Genomic DNA, 15284 nt, shown 5'->3' with positions numbered 1-15284 from the left:
TTAAATGATTAAGAAATTCAGGATTCCGAAAATTACCGCAGTGAGCATGTACAGCCCACTGCGGCACTATTATTTTAAAAAACTATAAATCAAATTTGATTCCCTGTGCTAAGGGAAGCTGAGCGGTGTAATTGATAGTATTGGTCTGTCTTCTCATGTAATATTTCCAGACATCCGAACCGGATTCCCTTCCGCCGCCGGTTTCTTTTTCGCCTCCGAATGCGCCTCCGATTTCAGCACCGGACGTACCGATATTGACATTGGCAATCCCACAATCAGAACCTGCATGGGAAAGGAAGAGTTCAGCTTCTCTCAGGTTCTGGGTCATGATCGCTGAAGATAATCCCTGAGGGACATCATTCTGAATCGCAATCGCTTCTTCCAGAGTACTGTATTTGATCAGATATAAAATCGGGGCAAATGTCTCATGCTGCACGATTTCATAGGAATTTTCCACTTCGGCAATACAAGGCTTTACATAACAGCCCGATGCATACTCTTCTCCTTCCAGGACTGCCCCTTCCACAACGAAGTTCCCGCCTTCCTGTTTGCATTTTTCGATGGATTTTGTGTACTGTTCTACAGCATCACGGTCAATCAGCGGTCCTACATGGTTGTTTTCGTCCAGAGGATTGCCTATTTTCAGCTGGCCATATGCTTTTACCAGCCTGTTTTTAACTTCGTCATACACGCTTTCGTGGATAATCAGCCTTCTGGTGCTGGTGCATCTTTGGCCGGCCGTTCCAACAGCACCAAATACGGCACCGATGATTGACATATCCAGATCGGCATCTTTAGAAATGATGATAGCATTGTTACCACCCAGTTCCAGGATTGATTTCCCGAACCTTTCAGCTACTTTGGAAGAAACCATTCTTCCTACCCTAGTGGATCCGGTGAAGGAGACCAGGGAAACCCTTTTATCATCCACCATCTTCTGGCCGATCTCATGATCTGCCACTAATACACTGGAAATGCCTTCAGGAAGATTATTTTCCTTCAGTACTTCAATCATGATGTTCTGGCAGGCGATAGCGCACAACGGCGTTTTCTCAGACGGTTTCCAGATGGTTACATTTCCGCAGATCCAGGCCAGTGCGGTATTCCATGACCATACTGCTACCGGGAAGTTGAATGCGGTAATAATCCCTACAATACCCAGCGGATGGTACTGCTCATACATCCTGTGGCCGGGCCTTTCCGAATGCATGGTAAAGCCGTGAAGCTGTCTGGAAAGGCCTACGGCAAAATCGCAGATATCTATCATTTCCTGAACCTCTCCCAGTCCTTCCTGAAGGGATTTTCCCATTTCGTAGGAAACCAGTTTTCCGAGGTCGTCTTTATACTGTCTGAGTTTCTGTCCAAGCTGACGTACCAGTTCCCCTCTCTTTGGAGCAGGGATCAGCCTGAATTCTTTGAATGCATTCTGAGCAGTCTCAATGACACGGTCATAATCACTTTCAGCAGAGGTTTCCACTTTCGAAATCAATTCCCCGTCTACCGGAGAAAAACTTTCTATCATTTTCCCGGAAGCAAAATATTCACCTCCTACGGATGTTCCTTTATTTTCATCTTTTATCCCTAAATTCCTGAGCGTTTTTTCAATTCCGAAATCTTTGACTTTTTTAGACATACACTATTACTTTTCGTTTGCCCCTAAAGTTAAAAATATTATGCGAATCGCAAAATTTAATTTTTTTAACATATTTTTTATTTGGACTAATTATAAACATGCTTATCTTTGTATAGTAATCATCCGAATTTCAGCAATGGAAAACCAACAGCCTTTGAATGAGCCTGCAGAAGAGAAAAGCTCCCGATGGAAACAGTGGGTCAAGCGTTTCGGGATTGGCGGCATCATTTTTTTTACCGTAAAGGGGATTATCACCTCCACGCTCATCTATTTTCTGGGAAAAAATTTCTGGACGGTGATCAGCAATTATTTTACGACCATTTTTGATTAAATATATTGATATAGTATATAAAAGCAGGGAAATCCTGCTTTTATTATTTCAGCCGGAATGGCACAAAACAATCCCTTCAGACCTAAAGTTTGAAGGGATTGTTATATCAAGATTCATATCTTTTACTTTTGCAGTGAAAGTTAGTCTTTCTTTTTCCTTCCAGACTGGAGCAGGCTCTGATTCAGCAGGTATTCAATCTGTCCGTTGACACTCCTGAATTCATCACCGGCCCACTTTTCCAGCAGCTTGTAGGTGGATTCATCAATCCTGATTACGAAGGATTTTTTGTCTTTGCTTCCTGGGGAGTTTTTAGGGGAATCAGATTTCATTGGACAATTTTAAAGGTAAATAATAGTCGGTTTTTTAATTATATAAGGTTCCGGCATTCAGGATGGGTGTCGCTGCTTTTTCACCGCACAGTACAACCATCAGGTTGCTCACCATCGCTGCTTTGCGTTCATCATCCAGCTCAACGATATTGTCCTCGGAAAGCTTTTTCAGAGCAAGGTCCACCATTCCTACGGCACCTTCCACAATTTTGGTCCTTGCCGCCACGATAGCGGTAGCCTGCTGCCTCTGGAGCATGGCGCCTGCAATTTCGGAGGCATAAGCAAGATGGGTAATCCGTGCTTCCTGAATGACGATGCCTGCCGGAGCGAGACGATCTGTAAGTTCCTGTTCCAGGATTTTATTCACCTGATCGCCACCGTCTCTCAGTGTGATACTGGCATGCTCATCCTCCAGGTTATCATAAGGAAAGCTTACTGCCAGATGACGTACGGCTGCTTCACTCTGCATCCGTACATAATCGGTATAACGTTCCACTTCATAGGCTGCCTTGTAAGTATTCCCAACTTTCCAGACGATAACGGCGGCAATCTCAATCGGGTTCCCCATTTTATCATTCACCTTCAACGTCTGTCCCTGCATATTTTCAGAACGCAGGCTCATCTTCTGGGATGAATATAACGGGTTGATAAAGAAGAGCCCGTTTTCCTTAACGGTCCCGACGTATTTCCCGAAAAAGTTCAGGATCCTGGAATGATTGGGCTGAATGATCATAAGCCCTTTCAGGAAAAAACAGGACAGTAAGAAACACAGCATTGCTATAACAGCTGAAGTGATGCTTCCTTCAGTACTCATGATAAAAAGGTACAGTGAAGCTGCAAAGAGCACAAGGCAGATAACCAGAGTAAGGTATCCGGACATAGGTTTTAATGATTTTTCCATAGATATAATTTTAAAATGATATTATTTTGATATCATAAAGTTAAGTAATTTTTTAATACGCAAACTTTTTTAGTGATGAGTTATGGGTTATGAAGTGATCTGGCAGTTGGTGGTCATACTGTTTAACTCAACAAAAATCCCGGAAAACAAGTTTCCCGGGATTGCATATATAGATTGATCGTATATTATTTTTTGGTCAGTACTTTAAATTTAAAGTAAGATGCAGCGGATAAAAGAATCATTGTTGCCAGACCGATGTATACCCATGCTGGAACCGGAACCGGATCACCTGCAGCATAAGAGTGAAGTCCGCTTAAATAGTAGTTCACCCCGAAGTAGGTCATGACCATTGAGCAGAATGCAAACATAGTCGCTACATGGAAAGCCCATCGGCTCCTTAAGCCCGGAACCAGCCTCATATGGAGCACGAAAGCATATACCATAATGGAAATAAATGCCCAGGTCTCTTTCGGATCCCAGCTCCAATACCTTCCCCATGATTCATTGGCCCAGATCCCACCCAGGAAGTTTCCTACGGTTAAGGCAAACAGACCTATGGTAAGCGACATTTCCGAAACAATGGCCAGTTCTTTCAGCGTCGTATCGTGATGCAGGTCATAAGTCTGCTTATTGGAGATAATGAAAAACACTAGACTGATAACGGCAATAATCATGGAAAGGGCAAAGAAACCATAACTCGACGTAATGATTGCTACGTGAACGATCAGCCAGTACGATTTCAGGACAGGCACCAGCGGCGTGATCTGTGGATCAAGGGCAGAACCTCCATGCGCAAACCCCATCATAATAACAGCCACCATAAATCCTGCTGCCGGGATCAGTGCATTGGAATTCCTGTACAACAGCAATCCGGCAGTAATTCCTACCCATGAAATAAAGATGATTGCCTCATATCCGTTACTCCATGGAGCGTGCCCGGAAATATACCATCTGGCTACCAGGCCAAGAAAGTGACAGAGATACCCTACGATTCCCAGGGCAATCACTACCTTAATAATTTTATTTAAAACTTTTTTAGGCTTAAACAATTCAACAAAGCCGATGATCAATAATAAGCTACCAATAATGGTATAGAAAATAAGGAGCTTGAAGTTGATATTCAGGGTATTCATAAACACTTCCAGGTCTACTTTAGATTTGGAAGGGACTACGCTTTTACCCCACTTCTGCTGGTATTCCGAAAGTTTTTCCAGCTCTTTGTCTGCTTTGCTCCAGTTTCCGGTCTGCTGTGCAGACAGTACTTCTGCGAAATATGGCCCCATTACTTTCTGCGATTCCATATCCGGCTCGAATTTCTGGTCAAGCCACGAATGCCATGTATGGTTCGCATCATTTTTCACCGGTACAATCCTCATAAACTGTCCGCTGAAAAATTCGTTGAAGATCTGAACCCTTTCGTTTACGGCAATGACCTCTTTATCATAATTGGTCTGTTCTGCCGGTTTCTTACGGAATGCAATATTATAATCGTGTTCCAGAATATAGGTCATATTTCCATTGGCATCAGCCGGGAAAAGGTTCATCAGCGAAGTATAGCCGTCTTCGTCAGCCTTGGTTTTATTTTTTAATTCGTCCCCGCCTTTTGTCCCCACTTTAATGATAGGAACCATTGTCCAGCTCGGGGTATCGGTATTCACGGAAAGGAACCATTGATTGGCAGTCAGGTATTTCCCGTCCGTACCTTTAAATTCGTCTTTTTTGTACAGCTTTCTTAAAACATCCAGGGCTTCGGTATTGATCGGCACAATCCTTCCTTCATAATTCTGTACCAGAAGATAGCCGAATTTGTCTGCATGCTCTTTGCTGATTTTGTTTCTTGCAATAATTTCATCCGGTGAAATGGACCTCATTTTAGTAAGAGGGGCCGCCAGGGAATTCTGTTTGGGCGCCTGCGTCTGGGCCATATCAGGATCAGATGCTTTAGCGTGATGATGTCCGTCTCCTTCCACATGGATATGCTCACGGCTTCCGTCTGTGGTTCCGTGGGTTTCAATTTTCTGTGCATTCAGCCCGAAGCTCAATAGAAGAAGGACCATCAATGCCGTTTTTTTCTTATTGACATCAGAAAGCATTTTATTCAGCTTCCAGAAATGTGTTCCTTTCCAGAAGAAAATCACGAACATTCCGATGAACAAAAATGCATACCCGATATAGGAAATAAGGGTTCCCCAGAAATCATGGTTAACCGAAAGAACGGTTCCCATCCTGTCCTGGTCGAAGCTCGACTGGAAAAAACGGTATCCTTTATGGTTTAAGACATGGTTCATATAAATTTTATAAGGAGTCTGTTTCCCTTCATCAATAATCTCTACATGGCTTTCGTAAGCACTGGGTGAAGAACTTCCCGGGTATGTTTCCATAATGAAGTCATCCAGCTTCAGGGCGAAAGGGGTGTTGTAAATCTTAGGTCCGAACCCTACCATAATATTCAGGCCGTCTATAGCCACCTGCTTATAGGCGTTAGGATTGCCTTTTTCTACGGAAAGGTATACCAGCTGTTTGGTTTTAGGCCCCTGAATCTCAATCGTAAGCATATCAGGAACGCTCATATCCTTTTTTCGGTCTCCTTCATAAGCCAGGAGTTTCCCTTTTTTCAGTCCTTCCGGAACGACAAGTTTAAGCTCGTTGATGCTGTATAGGCTTCTCAATACCAATGGCTGGAATTCGTCTTTTATGGTATTTCCGGTAGCCTGTGTTGCCATGGTCATATAACTGGCATCCACAGGGGTTTTAATAAACAGCTTCCCGTTATCATTGCGAAACTCAACGGCTCCGTCAATGGCTCTGTTGAACGTAACCAATGTCCCGTTGATGGATTTTGCTTCGCCCGGTTTAATGTAGATATTCTGCCTTCCCGTCTGTCCTGTAGAAACCAGGTGCAGGTACTCTGATCCGTTAGGATCTGCCACAAGGCTGTCTTTTTTACGCTGGATGTATTCTTTGGCAGCCACCGTGATCTTTTTCCCGTGGTAATCATAGACTGCATTGAAATCCTTGTGCAGCGGAGACATCAGGTAAGGAATATCTTTGTAATCCAGTGCTTCACCGTTTTCTTCGATTTTAATTTTAAAGAAGTTTTTGTCAGTAACGATCTCATTGGAAGTTTCACCCTCACGGATGTGCATCGTTCCCTCGAAGCTGATGTACCGTGTGATGGCACCCCCGATGAAAATAAGAATAAAGGCAAGGTGAAATACCAGTACCGGCCATTTTTCTTTTTTCCAAAGCCTGTACCGTGCGATGTTGCCTACAAAGTTGAGAATCAGCAGGAACATGATCAGTTCAAACCATTTGGCTTCATAAATAAGGGCTTTTGCCGTTGGGGTTCCGTAGTCGTTTTCTAGGAAAGTGGCATAGGCCATTGAAAATGCGTACACCAGCAACAGCACTGCCATTGTCCTGGTAGAAATAAGAATATCCTGAAGTTTTTTCATGAATTGTTTTACTTGACATGCAAAAATAAGGATGATAAATCAATGGGGGGATAAAAAAACCTGTTATTTATCACTTCAGAGGGCATAATTCCTTATTTTGAATCATTCTTAATAGTGTAGTTATCTTTGTTGTAAAGAGGGTAAAATATAAAAACAGGAATCGGTTATTACCCGAAGTTCTCACAGAAAAAACAGCCGGATTTCTTTCGCAGCTGCGAAAAAACACTTATTTTTATCTGCATTATTTAAACACATTATGACAGAATTATTTCACCTGAATTGTGTAAGGATCGTCTCTCCTTACAGCGAAAACGTATGCGGGCACTGCCTGCTGATCCGCGAGAACTGCCGGCTTGTCCTGATTGATACCGGTATAGGGCTCCAGGATATCCAACACCCCGAAGAAAGGATAGGTAAAGAACTTATTGATATGGTAGGCTACCGGTTTGATGAAAACCAGACGGCCATCAGACAGATCGAACATTTGGGCTTTCATCCTGATGAGGTCAGTGACTGTATTATTTCCCACCTGGATAATGACCATACCGGCGGACTGGCAGATTTCCCGAATGCTATTGTACATGTAGGCCAGGAGGAATATGACAATTATTTGTCCGGGAATCCCCGCTATCTGAAAACACCTTTATCCCATAGTCCCGTCATCAAAACATATGGAACATCCGATATGCAATGGTTCGGCTTTGAAGCGAGAAAGGTATCCGCTGCTGTCAATACAGAGATATTCCTCATCCCTATGTTTGGGCATACCCTGGGCCACTGCGGTGTCGCTTTGAAGATCAACGGGCAGTGGATGCTCTATGCAGCCGATGCGTATTATCTCCGGGAAGAACTGGACCATTCAGGTCACCCGGTCAATGCATTAACGGAAGCCAGCGCTGATGACAATGATTTACGCAGGCATACGCTGGATAAGATCCGTACACTGATCGCTTTGCATCCGGAGATTGAAGTCTTCAGTTACCACGACATCAATGAATTTCAAAAATATACCCTTTAAATAAAAAACACAGATTGTTCTATGACAACCGCAATACAAAACAGCACATCAGATGATCTTGATGAGATCTTCAGGCTTTACCGCATAGCCACAGATTTCCAGAAAGCAAAAGCAGCCGTGCACTGGCCGGAATTCGACCGGCAGATGATCAGGAATGAAATCCTCGAAAACCGCCAGTGGAAAATCGAAATAGACGGAAAAACAGCCTGTGTCTGGGCTACAACGTTCAGCGATCCGCAGATCTGGGAAGAAAGGAATGAAGATCCTGCCGTCTATATCCACCGGATAGCCACCGATCCGGATTTTCGCGGACAAAACCTGGTGGCGGAGATCGTACGCTGGGCCAAAGAGTATGCATCCCGCAACAACAAGAAATTCATCAGGATGGATACGGTAGGGGAAAATAAAGGACTGATCAGCTATTATGAAAAATGCGGGTTCGAATTTCTCGGGCTTTTAACACTGAAGAATACCAAAGGCCTTCCTGCTCATTACGACAATGCTACGGTTTGCCTGTTTGAAATCAGGCTTCACTAAACAAAAAGCTGGTCGGATGTAGAAATAGATTCATCTCCTCTCCTTTTTTCACTGATCAGGTAAGATCGCATGGCGTCTTGAATAATCAATGCCAGATGATCTGCGATCTTCCTGTGAAATCAATTCTTCGTTTTTTTTACTGTCATTATGCTGCCGGCCGCCATCAGCTCTAAGGCTTTTTCTTCGGGCATAGAAAGGCTTTCCTGTAGCACCCTGATCAATTCTCCTTCCATTGTGTTTCTGATCTTACAGTTGTTTATGGCTTAAAAGCAGCTTTTCAAACAGGAATAAATCATTAAGGGTTTTCCGGCAGCAAGAAAACAATCATCCTTAACCAGTGGTTTACAGTACTTCAGGGTACATTGACTTGTCAATTTCGGCGATTCGGTTAAACATGGGCTGAGACATTGTCTGGCAGCTCCCGTCAGCCTGCTTTTTTCTCTTATTTTTTGCATGAAAAAAGATGGCGTCAATATTCAAAAAACGCTAAATTTGCCTACACCCATATTATGAATAAGAAGACACAACCTAAACAGACCATAGCACCTGAAAAGGGCAGAATTTTATCCAAACCCCGAATTTTTTTCGGGCTCATGTTCATTCTTTTTTCGATTGTCCTGACGTTCTCTTTTGTCTCCTACCTGATGAACTGGAAGGCAGACCAGAGCCAGGCCGGGACTATGCTGGACAAAACCATACAGTCCTCCAATGTCTTTGGGAAAGTCGGGGACTGGCTGGGGAATATCTTTATTTTTGAAAGCATCGGCGTCGCCTCTTTCATCATTGCATTCCTGTTGCTGGTGGTAGGGCTGATTATCCTGAAGAAAAAAATGTTCAAGCCATGGAAAACCGTTGGCCATTCCCTGTTCTTTATCTGCTGGCTTCCTGTCTTTTTCGGAGCTGTCACCAAAGGACAAGGGGTATTGGGCGGCGTATACGGTTACCAGATCATGGATACGCTGAATTCACTGATTGGTATTGTAGGGCTCTGGTTGGTGCTTGCCGCAAGCATCCTGCTGTATTTTATCCTTGAATTCAACCTTCGCCCGAGCTCCATCAAATCCAGGCTGGATGATATCAATGAAAATACGATCGGAAAGGTAAAATCCATGCTTCCTAAATCCGAGGAGAATTTTGAAGCTGATGATGAGCTGATTGAAGAAGCAGAGGAAGCCGCACCGAATGTGACCGTAACCGATATTCCCCAGCCGGAAAAAATCCAGGAGCCCGTGGAACTGCCAAAAGGCTTCCCAGAGGTTCCGGTAGCTCCAACCCTCGCTCCTATCGAAACGCCTAACAATACGTCATTCGAACCGGAGAAAGATGCATTTTCGCAGCCGCTGAATATAGATATGAAACTGAGCTCCAAGCCCGCTGTTCCTATGTCAACGCCTGCCGAGGCTTTTGATATGGATATTCCTGCAAAGTCTCCTGAAAAAGAAGAAATCAAATTCAATATAGAAGTAGCTCCTGTGATCGACATCCTGGACGACTCGGACAAAAAGTCCCAGGAACTGGTGGAAAAGCATGGTCTTTATGACCATAAGCTGGACCTGGCCGGCTTCCAGATGCCTACGGTTGAACTGCTGAAAGACTACGGCAGTGAGGAAATCCAGATCAACAAAGAGGAACTCGAGGAAAACAAAAATAAGATCGTTGGTCTCCTGAAGAACTTTAATGTGGGAATCTCCGAGATCAAAGCAACGATCGGACCTACCGTTACCCTGTACGAAATTGTTCCTGAGGCGGGAATCCGTGTGGCGGCAATCAAAAAGCTGCAGGATGACATTGCACTGAACCTTTCTGCATTAGGCATCAGGATTATTGCACCAATGCCGGGGAAAGGCACCATCGGGATCGAAGTACCGAGAAAAAATCCGACTATGGTATCCATGCGTTCGGTGATTTCATCACAGAAATTCCAGAATTCGGATATGGACCTTCCGGTAGTTTTCGGGAAGACGATTTCCAACGAAATTTTCATGGCTGACCTGGCCAAAATGCCCCATCTTCTGATGGCAGGGGCTACCGGTCAGGGAAAATCAGTCGGGATCAATGCCATCCTTACTTCCCTATTGTATAAAAAGCATCCGAGCGAACTGAAATTCGTCATGGTAGACCCTAAAAAGGTAGAGCTTTCGTTATATTCCAAGATCGAAAGGCATTACCTGGCCAAGCTTCCGGATGTGGATGAAGCGATCATCACCGATACCAATAAGGTAATCAACACCCTGAACTCCCTTTGTATTGAGATGGATACCCGGTATGACCTTCTGAAAAATGCGTTCTGCAAGAACCTGAAAGAATACAATAAAAAATTCACCGAAAGAAAGCTGAATCCTGAAAACGGCCACCGTTACCTGCCGTATATCGTTCTGGTCGTAGACGAGTTTGCAGACCTGATCATGACCGCCGGAAAAGAAGTGGAACTTCCGATTGCCCGACTGGCGCAGCTGGCAAGGGCGGTAGGTATCCACCTGATCGTAGCTACCCAGAGACCGTCCGTGAATGTAATTACGGGGATGATCAAAGCGAACTTTCCTGCAAGGGCAGCATTCAGGGTGATTTCAAGTGTGGATTCAAGGACGATCCTCGATTCTCCAGGAGCAGACCAGCTAATTGGTAAAGGTGACATGCTGTATTTCAACGGAAATGAAATTTTAAGGCTGCAATGCGCCTTTGTAGATACCCCTGAAGTAGAAAGGGTTGCGGAATATATTGGTGAGCAGAAAGGATATGCTTCAGCATTTATGCTCCCTGAATATGTTTCCGAGGATTCTTCCAGTTCTGTAGGTGCTTTTGACCCTAACGAAAAAGATGCCCTGTTTGAGGAAGCCGCAAGAATTATCGTCTCTACACAACAGGGTTCCACATCCATGCTTCAGCGACAGCTTAAGCTGGGATACAACAGAGCGGGTAGAATTATGGACCAGCTTGAAGCCAGCGGTATTGTCGGCGGTTTCAATGGCGCTAAAGCAAGGGAAGTGATCATCAGCGACCTTCATTCTTTGGAACAGTTTTTGGAAGACCTGCGCAGATAAAAAAAAGCGTATTTAACTTTTGAATCCGCCCGTTGTCTAAATAGTATTAAACATTAAAAAGCAATGAAACATTTTATTTCAAAAATCATATTCGGAAGTTTTGCCATTGGCGCACTTACACTTGTTAATGCCCAGAAGATCGATGCGAAAGCCAAGAAAATACTGGATGAGGTGACCGCCAATTACAAGGCCAAGAAAAACACCTACTTTAAATTTTCTTTCGGAAACGGTGTCAACGGCCAGGTGACCAAAACGGAACCCGGAATTTATTATGCCTCCGGAGATAAATATAAGCTGAAGATCATGGATACGGAGCAGATCTTCGACGGGAACAAGATCTACAATATCAATGCAGACGATATGGAAGTAACGGTTGCCAAACCGAACGGAAGTAGCACCATGTTCTCCCCTATCAACTATCTTTCCACCTACAGAAATGATTATAACGTCACTTATAACGGTAGAAAATCCGTTAATGGCGTTAATACGGATTTCATCAAGCTAACCCCAGTAAAATCCAACGGGATCAAATATGTGTACCTTTTCGTAGACCCGGTGAAGAAGCAGATGGTAAAGCTGGAGCAACACGGAAGCAACAATGATGTCGCGGTAATTGCAATCAAGGATTACAAGGAAAACCAAAATATCGATGACAGTATGTTTACCTTTGATAAAAGCAAATACAAAAACTATATTGTAACCGAACTTTAGTCAGCGGACAGTCTGCAGATGCACGGATGCATCCCTACGGCTGAAACTGATAAAAATATAATAAAATTAAAGTCACAAAGTACACTTTGTGGCTTTTTTGATTAATTTTGGCGCATGTTAAAAATACTAGACCGATATATCATAAAAACCTTCTTTGGACCGTTTTTCTTTATATTCAGTGTACTGTTTTTCATCTTTATCGTAAACATCATCTGGGTTCAGCTGGGGCAGTTTATGGGAAAAGGGTTAAGCTACTGGCAGATCATCAAGCTTCTGTTTTATTTAGGGGTCAGCGTTATCAGTATGGTGCTTCCGTTGACCATCCTCCTGGCGAGTATCATGTCTTTCGGTGAATTCGGGGAACGGTATGAGCTGGCGGCGATGAAAGCAGCGGGGATTTCCCTGACCAGGGTCATGATGCCTTTGCTGGGAGTTACCGTCATCCTCTCGGTCATGCTGTACTTTTTCTCGAACAACATTATCCCGGATTTCCAGCGGAAAGCAAGGAATATGCTCTTTAATATTGCACAGACAAAACCTGCTCTGAATTTTACACCCGGACAGTTCATCGACCAGATTCCCGGATATATGGTGAAGTTCGACAAGCTTTACGGGGAAAATGCGGAGAACATAGAAGGGGTATTCGTACACAGAAAGGCAAGCACCTATGAAAACCAGCAGACCATCTTGGCAGAGAAGGGAAAATTCTTACCTGCAGCTAACAAACAGTTCCTGAAGCTGGTTTTATATAATGGCTATGTGTTTGAAGACGATTTTGCTGGAAAGGGAGAAAACGCAAGGCTGAAGCAGCCGGACCAGGCGATTAAATTTGATACGCTTACTTCGCATTTTGATATCAGTGAAATCATCAGCAGGGCCATTGAGCAGGAACAGATTACGGATGATTACCGTTTCCAGAGTTACAGTGAGCTCAATAATACCATTGCCAAAACAAAAAAAGAAAACGTAAAGTTCATTGACAATGTAACAGGTGATGTGCTGAACCAGACCAACTCGGTAATCACTTATATGGATAAGAATAAATCCAAAGCCGCTCCCAAAGCCCAGCTGAAACTGGATACCGTTAAGAGCGAAAAAAAGCTGGAAATTCTTTACAATGCTTATAACAGACTGGATAATCTTAAAACAACTGCAGATAATAAAGTTAATGACATAGCGCCGAATGTAAAATACTTCAGTAAGGTCATCATTTATCAGCAAAGGATCGTTACCTACTCTTTCACCTGTATCATATTCTTCCTGATCGGTGCGAGCCTTGGATCCATCATCAGGAAAGGGGGAATGGGCCTTCCGGTGATTATTGCCATCGTTATCTTCATTATTTTTTACGTGATTAATGTTGGGATAGAGAATGTTGCCTGGACAGGGAAAATCAATCCTTACCTAGCAGCCTGGATCCCTAATATGATTTTATTCCCGTTCGGAGTATGGATGACGTATAAAGCGCTTACCGATTCGCAGCTCTTCGATGCCGAAAAGTACAAAGCATTCTTCAAGCCGATTACACAAAGGTTCTCCAAGAGTAAAGAGCATCAGAGGTATCAGTAATAATCATTCAATTAATACATTAAAGTCCGGACGTTTCCGGACTTTTTTAATTGCCCCGCTGGGTATGTTCCAGCTGCCAGGTGTTGTAAAGTTATTCACCTTATATCGTTTATTATTTAAAAAAATCACATTTTCGGGTAATATCTAACTGCTGTTACCTGAAAAAAATTATCTTTATGAAAATTTAAAATTCAATATATGAAGAAATTACTACTCATTGCTTTACTAGGCATTTCTGCACTGTCTTATGCACAGGAAGACAATACGGATTATGAAATAAGATCCGGTGAAAAATACGGATATATTATTGAGAAAAACGGTAAGAAAACAGAAGGTATCGTTAGGCTGAACGGCTCTGATATGAGTCCCTGGCAGAACCAGAAAAAGGTGAAATTTATTGCGGCTACGGATATCGACAAGTCTAAAAAGAGGCAGAAATTCAAGACGTATGATGCCGATGACCTTAAAGGATATATGGCGGTAGACGATAATATGGAAAGGTTTTTTGAATCCATTAAATATACCAATACAAAAGAAGGTTTCAATACGGCAACTACCGGACTGAGCGGAGGGATAAAAGCATTTAATAACCTGACGAAAAGCGAACAGTTTGCAGAAGTGGTAACAGATGGGAAGATCAAGATCTATAAACTGTATGGTTATCCGACTACTTTTTCAGCCGGAAGCCAGGTAGCCGTTGCCGATGAGGAAACACAGAGGCTGAGAAAGAGTCCGTCCTATATCTATTCCAAAAAGAACGGTAAACCGGAGGAACTTACTATAGCAAAGGCAAAGACGATCGTCGCAGACTGTCCGGTAGTAAAAGGAAAAATTGCTGCCGGTGATTACGGTTCGTTAAAGAACGATACGAAAAAGAGATCCGCATTAGGAAAATTCATCAAAAATGAAATTGATAATGCAATGTCTGATAACCTTTCGATTGTCAATGAAGTAATTTATGATTATAACCAGAACTGCAAATAATCAATGACACCATATGCATCAGCGGATCCTTCAGGGTCCGCTTTTTTTGTCTGCACACTATTTGCATGAAACTTACAAATCATGATTACCAATAAAAAACATCCTTCCTGTACTAAGCCTTGTCCTAATCCTTTCCTGCCAGAAAAACGAACATCAACAAAATAAAAATATTCCGATGGGCAATGCCAATCAGCAGAGAAAGATCAGAAATGATTCAGCTGCTGCTTCAAAAAACCTTTCAGATGTAGAAGGTATTAAAAAGGAATATGCACGGCTGAACAGTCTGCTGGAATTCAAAAATCTTGATTCTTCAGGATTCAGCTACAGCTGCAATGATGAGATCACCGGAGATGTAGTCTTCTATTATGAAAAAGGGGCGCTGAGGTCCGTAAAGCATTTTTATGCCGAGCACAGCCACTTCTCCTCTTCGGAGCAGTATTTTATCCATAATAACCAGGTCTTTTTTATTTTCCAGCAGGATGCTTCCTGGAATTTTGACGGTGGAACTCCTGAACATCCCATTACCAAAGATGACATTACAGAAAAGAGAATATACCTGAATGCGAATACACCTCTTTTATGCCTTGAAAAGCAATATTCGATCAGATCTGAAGGCTCCCGCAATCAGGATCCGAATTCAGTATCCAATAAAGAAGTCCCCTGCAACATTAAAGACCTGATGTCAACGTACCAGTCTATCATGTGCCATGAAAAAGAAAAGAAGGAAATCGGATGCCTGTAAAAATTAACGGCGGCTCCGTATGAAGCCGCCGTC

At 43.1% G+C, this 15284-nt stretch carries 12 protein-coding genes; 8 read left to right on the top strand and 4 right to left on the bottom strand.

All coding sequences use genetic code 11. From position 1 onward, the window contains the following. Positions 1 to 82: 82 nt before the first annotated feature. Entirely contained in the window at positions 83 to 1633 is a 1551-nt protein-coding gene (amaB, locus tag CGB83_RS01565; RefSeq protein WP_100074195.1) for an L-piperidine-6-carboxylate dehydrogenase, read from the bottom strand. 136 nt (positions 1634 to 1769) lie between these two features. On the opposite strand from amaB, the gene CGB83_RS01560 reads away from it, so the two are divergent. Next, entirely contained in the window at positions 1770 to 1964 is a 195-nt protein-coding gene (locus tag CGB83_RS01560; protein WP_100074194.1) for a hypothetical protein, read from the top strand. Positions 1965 to 2104: 140 nt separating this feature from the next. Here the strand turns inward: CGB83_RS01560 and CGB83_RS01555 are convergent, their stop codons facing one another. The 3 genes from CGB83_RS01555 to CGB83_RS01545 all read right to left on the bottom strand — a co-directional run bounded on the left by CGB83_RS01555 (position 2105) and on the right by CGB83_RS01545 (position 6649). Then, positions 2105 to 2293: a type II toxin-antitoxin system antitoxin gene (locus CGB83_RS01555; protein ID WP_100074193.1), complete on the bottom strand. Its 189-nt coding sequence runs from the start codon at positions 2291 to 2293 to the stop codon at positions 2105 to 2107. A 34-nt stretch (positions 2294 to 2327) separates the two neighbouring features. Next, the gene (locus CGB83_RS01550) at positions 2328 to 3194 is read right to left on the bottom strand and encodes an SPFH domain-containing protein (protein ID WP_100074192.1); all 867 of its coding nucleotides are present in this window, start codon (positions 3192 to 3194) and stop codon (positions 2328 to 2330) included. Between the two features lie 185 nt (positions 3195 to 3379). Beyond that, positions 3380 to 6649 carry a cytochrome c biogenesis protein CcsA gene (locus tag CGB83_RS01545; protein ID WP_100074191.1) on the bottom strand — a complete coding sequence of 1090 codons (3270 nt, stop codon included), beginning with the start codon at positions 6647 to 6649 and terminating at the stop codon, positions 3380 to 3382. A 256-nt stretch (positions 6650 to 6905) separates the two neighbouring features. Between CGB83_RS01545 and CGB83_RS01540 the strand changes: the two genes are divergently transcribed. From CGB83_RS01540 to CGB83_RS01510, 7 genes are all read left to right on the top strand, one after another. Continuing rightward, the gene (locus tag CGB83_RS01540; protein ID WP_100074190.1) at positions 6906 to 7667 is read left to right on the top strand and encodes an MBL fold metallo-hydrolase; all 762 of its coding nucleotides are present in this window, start codon (positions 6906 to 6908) and stop codon (positions 7665 to 7667) included. 21 nt (positions 7668 to 7688) lie between these two features. After that, the gene (locus CGB83_RS01535; RefSeq protein ID WP_100074189.1) at positions 7689 to 8204 is read left to right on the top strand and encodes a GNAT family N-acetyltransferase; all 516 of its coding nucleotides are present in this window, start codon (positions 7689 to 7691) and stop codon (positions 8202 to 8204) included. Between the two features lie 509 nt (positions 8205 to 8713). Then, positions 8714 to 11245: an FtsK/SpoIIIE family DNA translocase gene (locus CGB83_RS01530; protein WP_100074188.1), complete on the top strand. Its 2532-nt coding sequence runs from the start codon at positions 8714 to 8716 to the stop codon at positions 11243 to 11245. Between the two features lie 63 nt (positions 11246 to 11308). After that, entirely contained in the window at positions 11309 to 11956 is a 648-nt protein-coding gene (lolA1, locus tag CGB83_RS01525) for an outer membrane lipoprotein periplasmic chaperone LolA1 (protein WP_100074187.1), read from the top strand. Positions 11957 to 12070: 114 nt separating this feature from the next. Then, a complete protein-coding gene (locus CGB83_RS01520) occupies positions 12071 to 13525 on the top strand; it encodes an LptF/LptG family permease (RefSeq protein WP_100074186.1) in 1455 nt (484 codons plus the stop codon). A 198-nt stretch (positions 13526 to 13723) separates the two neighbouring features. Further along, complete coding sequence (locus tag CGB83_RS01515) at positions 13724 to 14509, top strand: hypothetical protein (RefSeq protein ID WP_100074185.1); 786 nt, start codon at positions 13724 to 13726, stop codon at positions 14507 to 14509. A gap of 175 nt (positions 14510 to 14684) precedes the next feature. Next, positions 14685 to 15251, top strand: coding sequence for a hypothetical protein (locus tag CGB83_RS01510; RefSeq protein WP_100074184.1), 567 nt, complete (start codon positions 14685 to 14687; stop codon positions 15249 to 15251). Positions 15252 to 15284: the final 33 nt, after the last annotated feature.

Origin of the sequence: Chryseobacterium camelliae (assembly GCF_002770595.1) — a bacterium.
Lineage (GTDB): Bacteria > Bacteroidota > Bacteroidia > Flavobacteriales > Weeksellaceae > Chryseobacterium > Chryseobacterium camelliae.
The sequence above is the reverse complement of the archived record's forward strand: the minus strand, read 5'-3'. Positions and strand labels throughout refer to the sequence as shown.

Coding starts and splice junctions, on each gene's coding strand:
- amaB (WP_100074195.1), bottom strand. CDS start 1,633: ATGTCTAAAAAAGTCAAAGATTTCGGAATTGAAAAAACGCTCAGGAAT.
- CGB83_RS01560 (WP_100074194.1), top strand. CDS start 1,770: ATGGAAAACCAACAGCCTTTGAATGAGCCTGCAGAAGAGAAAAGCTCC.
- CGB83_RS01555 (WP_100074193.1), bottom strand. CDS start 2,293: ATGAAATCTGATTCCCCTAAAAACTCCCCAGGAAGCAAAGACAAAAAA.
- CGB83_RS01550 (WP_100074192.1), bottom strand. CDS start 3,194: ATGGAAAAATCATTAAAACCTATGTCCGGATACCTTACTCTGGTTATC.
- CGB83_RS01545 (WP_100074191.1), bottom strand. CDS start 6,649: ATGAAAAAACTTCAGGATATTCTTATTTCTACCAGGACAATGGCAGTG.
- CGB83_RS01540 (WP_100074190.1), top strand. CDS start 6,906: ATGACAGAATTATTTCACCTGAATTGTGTAAGGATCGTCTCTCCTTAC.
- CGB83_RS01535 (WP_100074189.1), top strand. CDS start 7,689: ATGACAACCGCAATACAAAACAGCACATCAGATGATCTTGATGAGATC.
- CGB83_RS01530 (WP_100074188.1), top strand. CDS start 8,714: ATGAATAAGAAGACACAACCTAAACAGACCATAGCACCTGAAAAGGGC.
- lolA1 (WP_100074187.1), top strand. CDS start 11,309: ATGAAACATTTTATTTCAAAAATCATATTCGGAAGTTTTGCCATTGGC.
- CGB83_RS01520 (WP_100074186.1), top strand. CDS start 12,071: ATGTTAAAAATACTAGACCGATATATCATAAAAACCTTCTTTGGACCG.
- CGB83_RS01515 (WP_100074185.1), top strand. CDS start 13,724: ATGAAGAAATTACTACTCATTGCTTTACTAGGCATTTCTGCACTGTCT.
- CGB83_RS01510 (WP_100074184.1), top strand. CDS start 14,685: ATGGGCAATGCCAATCAGCAGAGAAAGATCAGAAATGATTCAGCTGCT.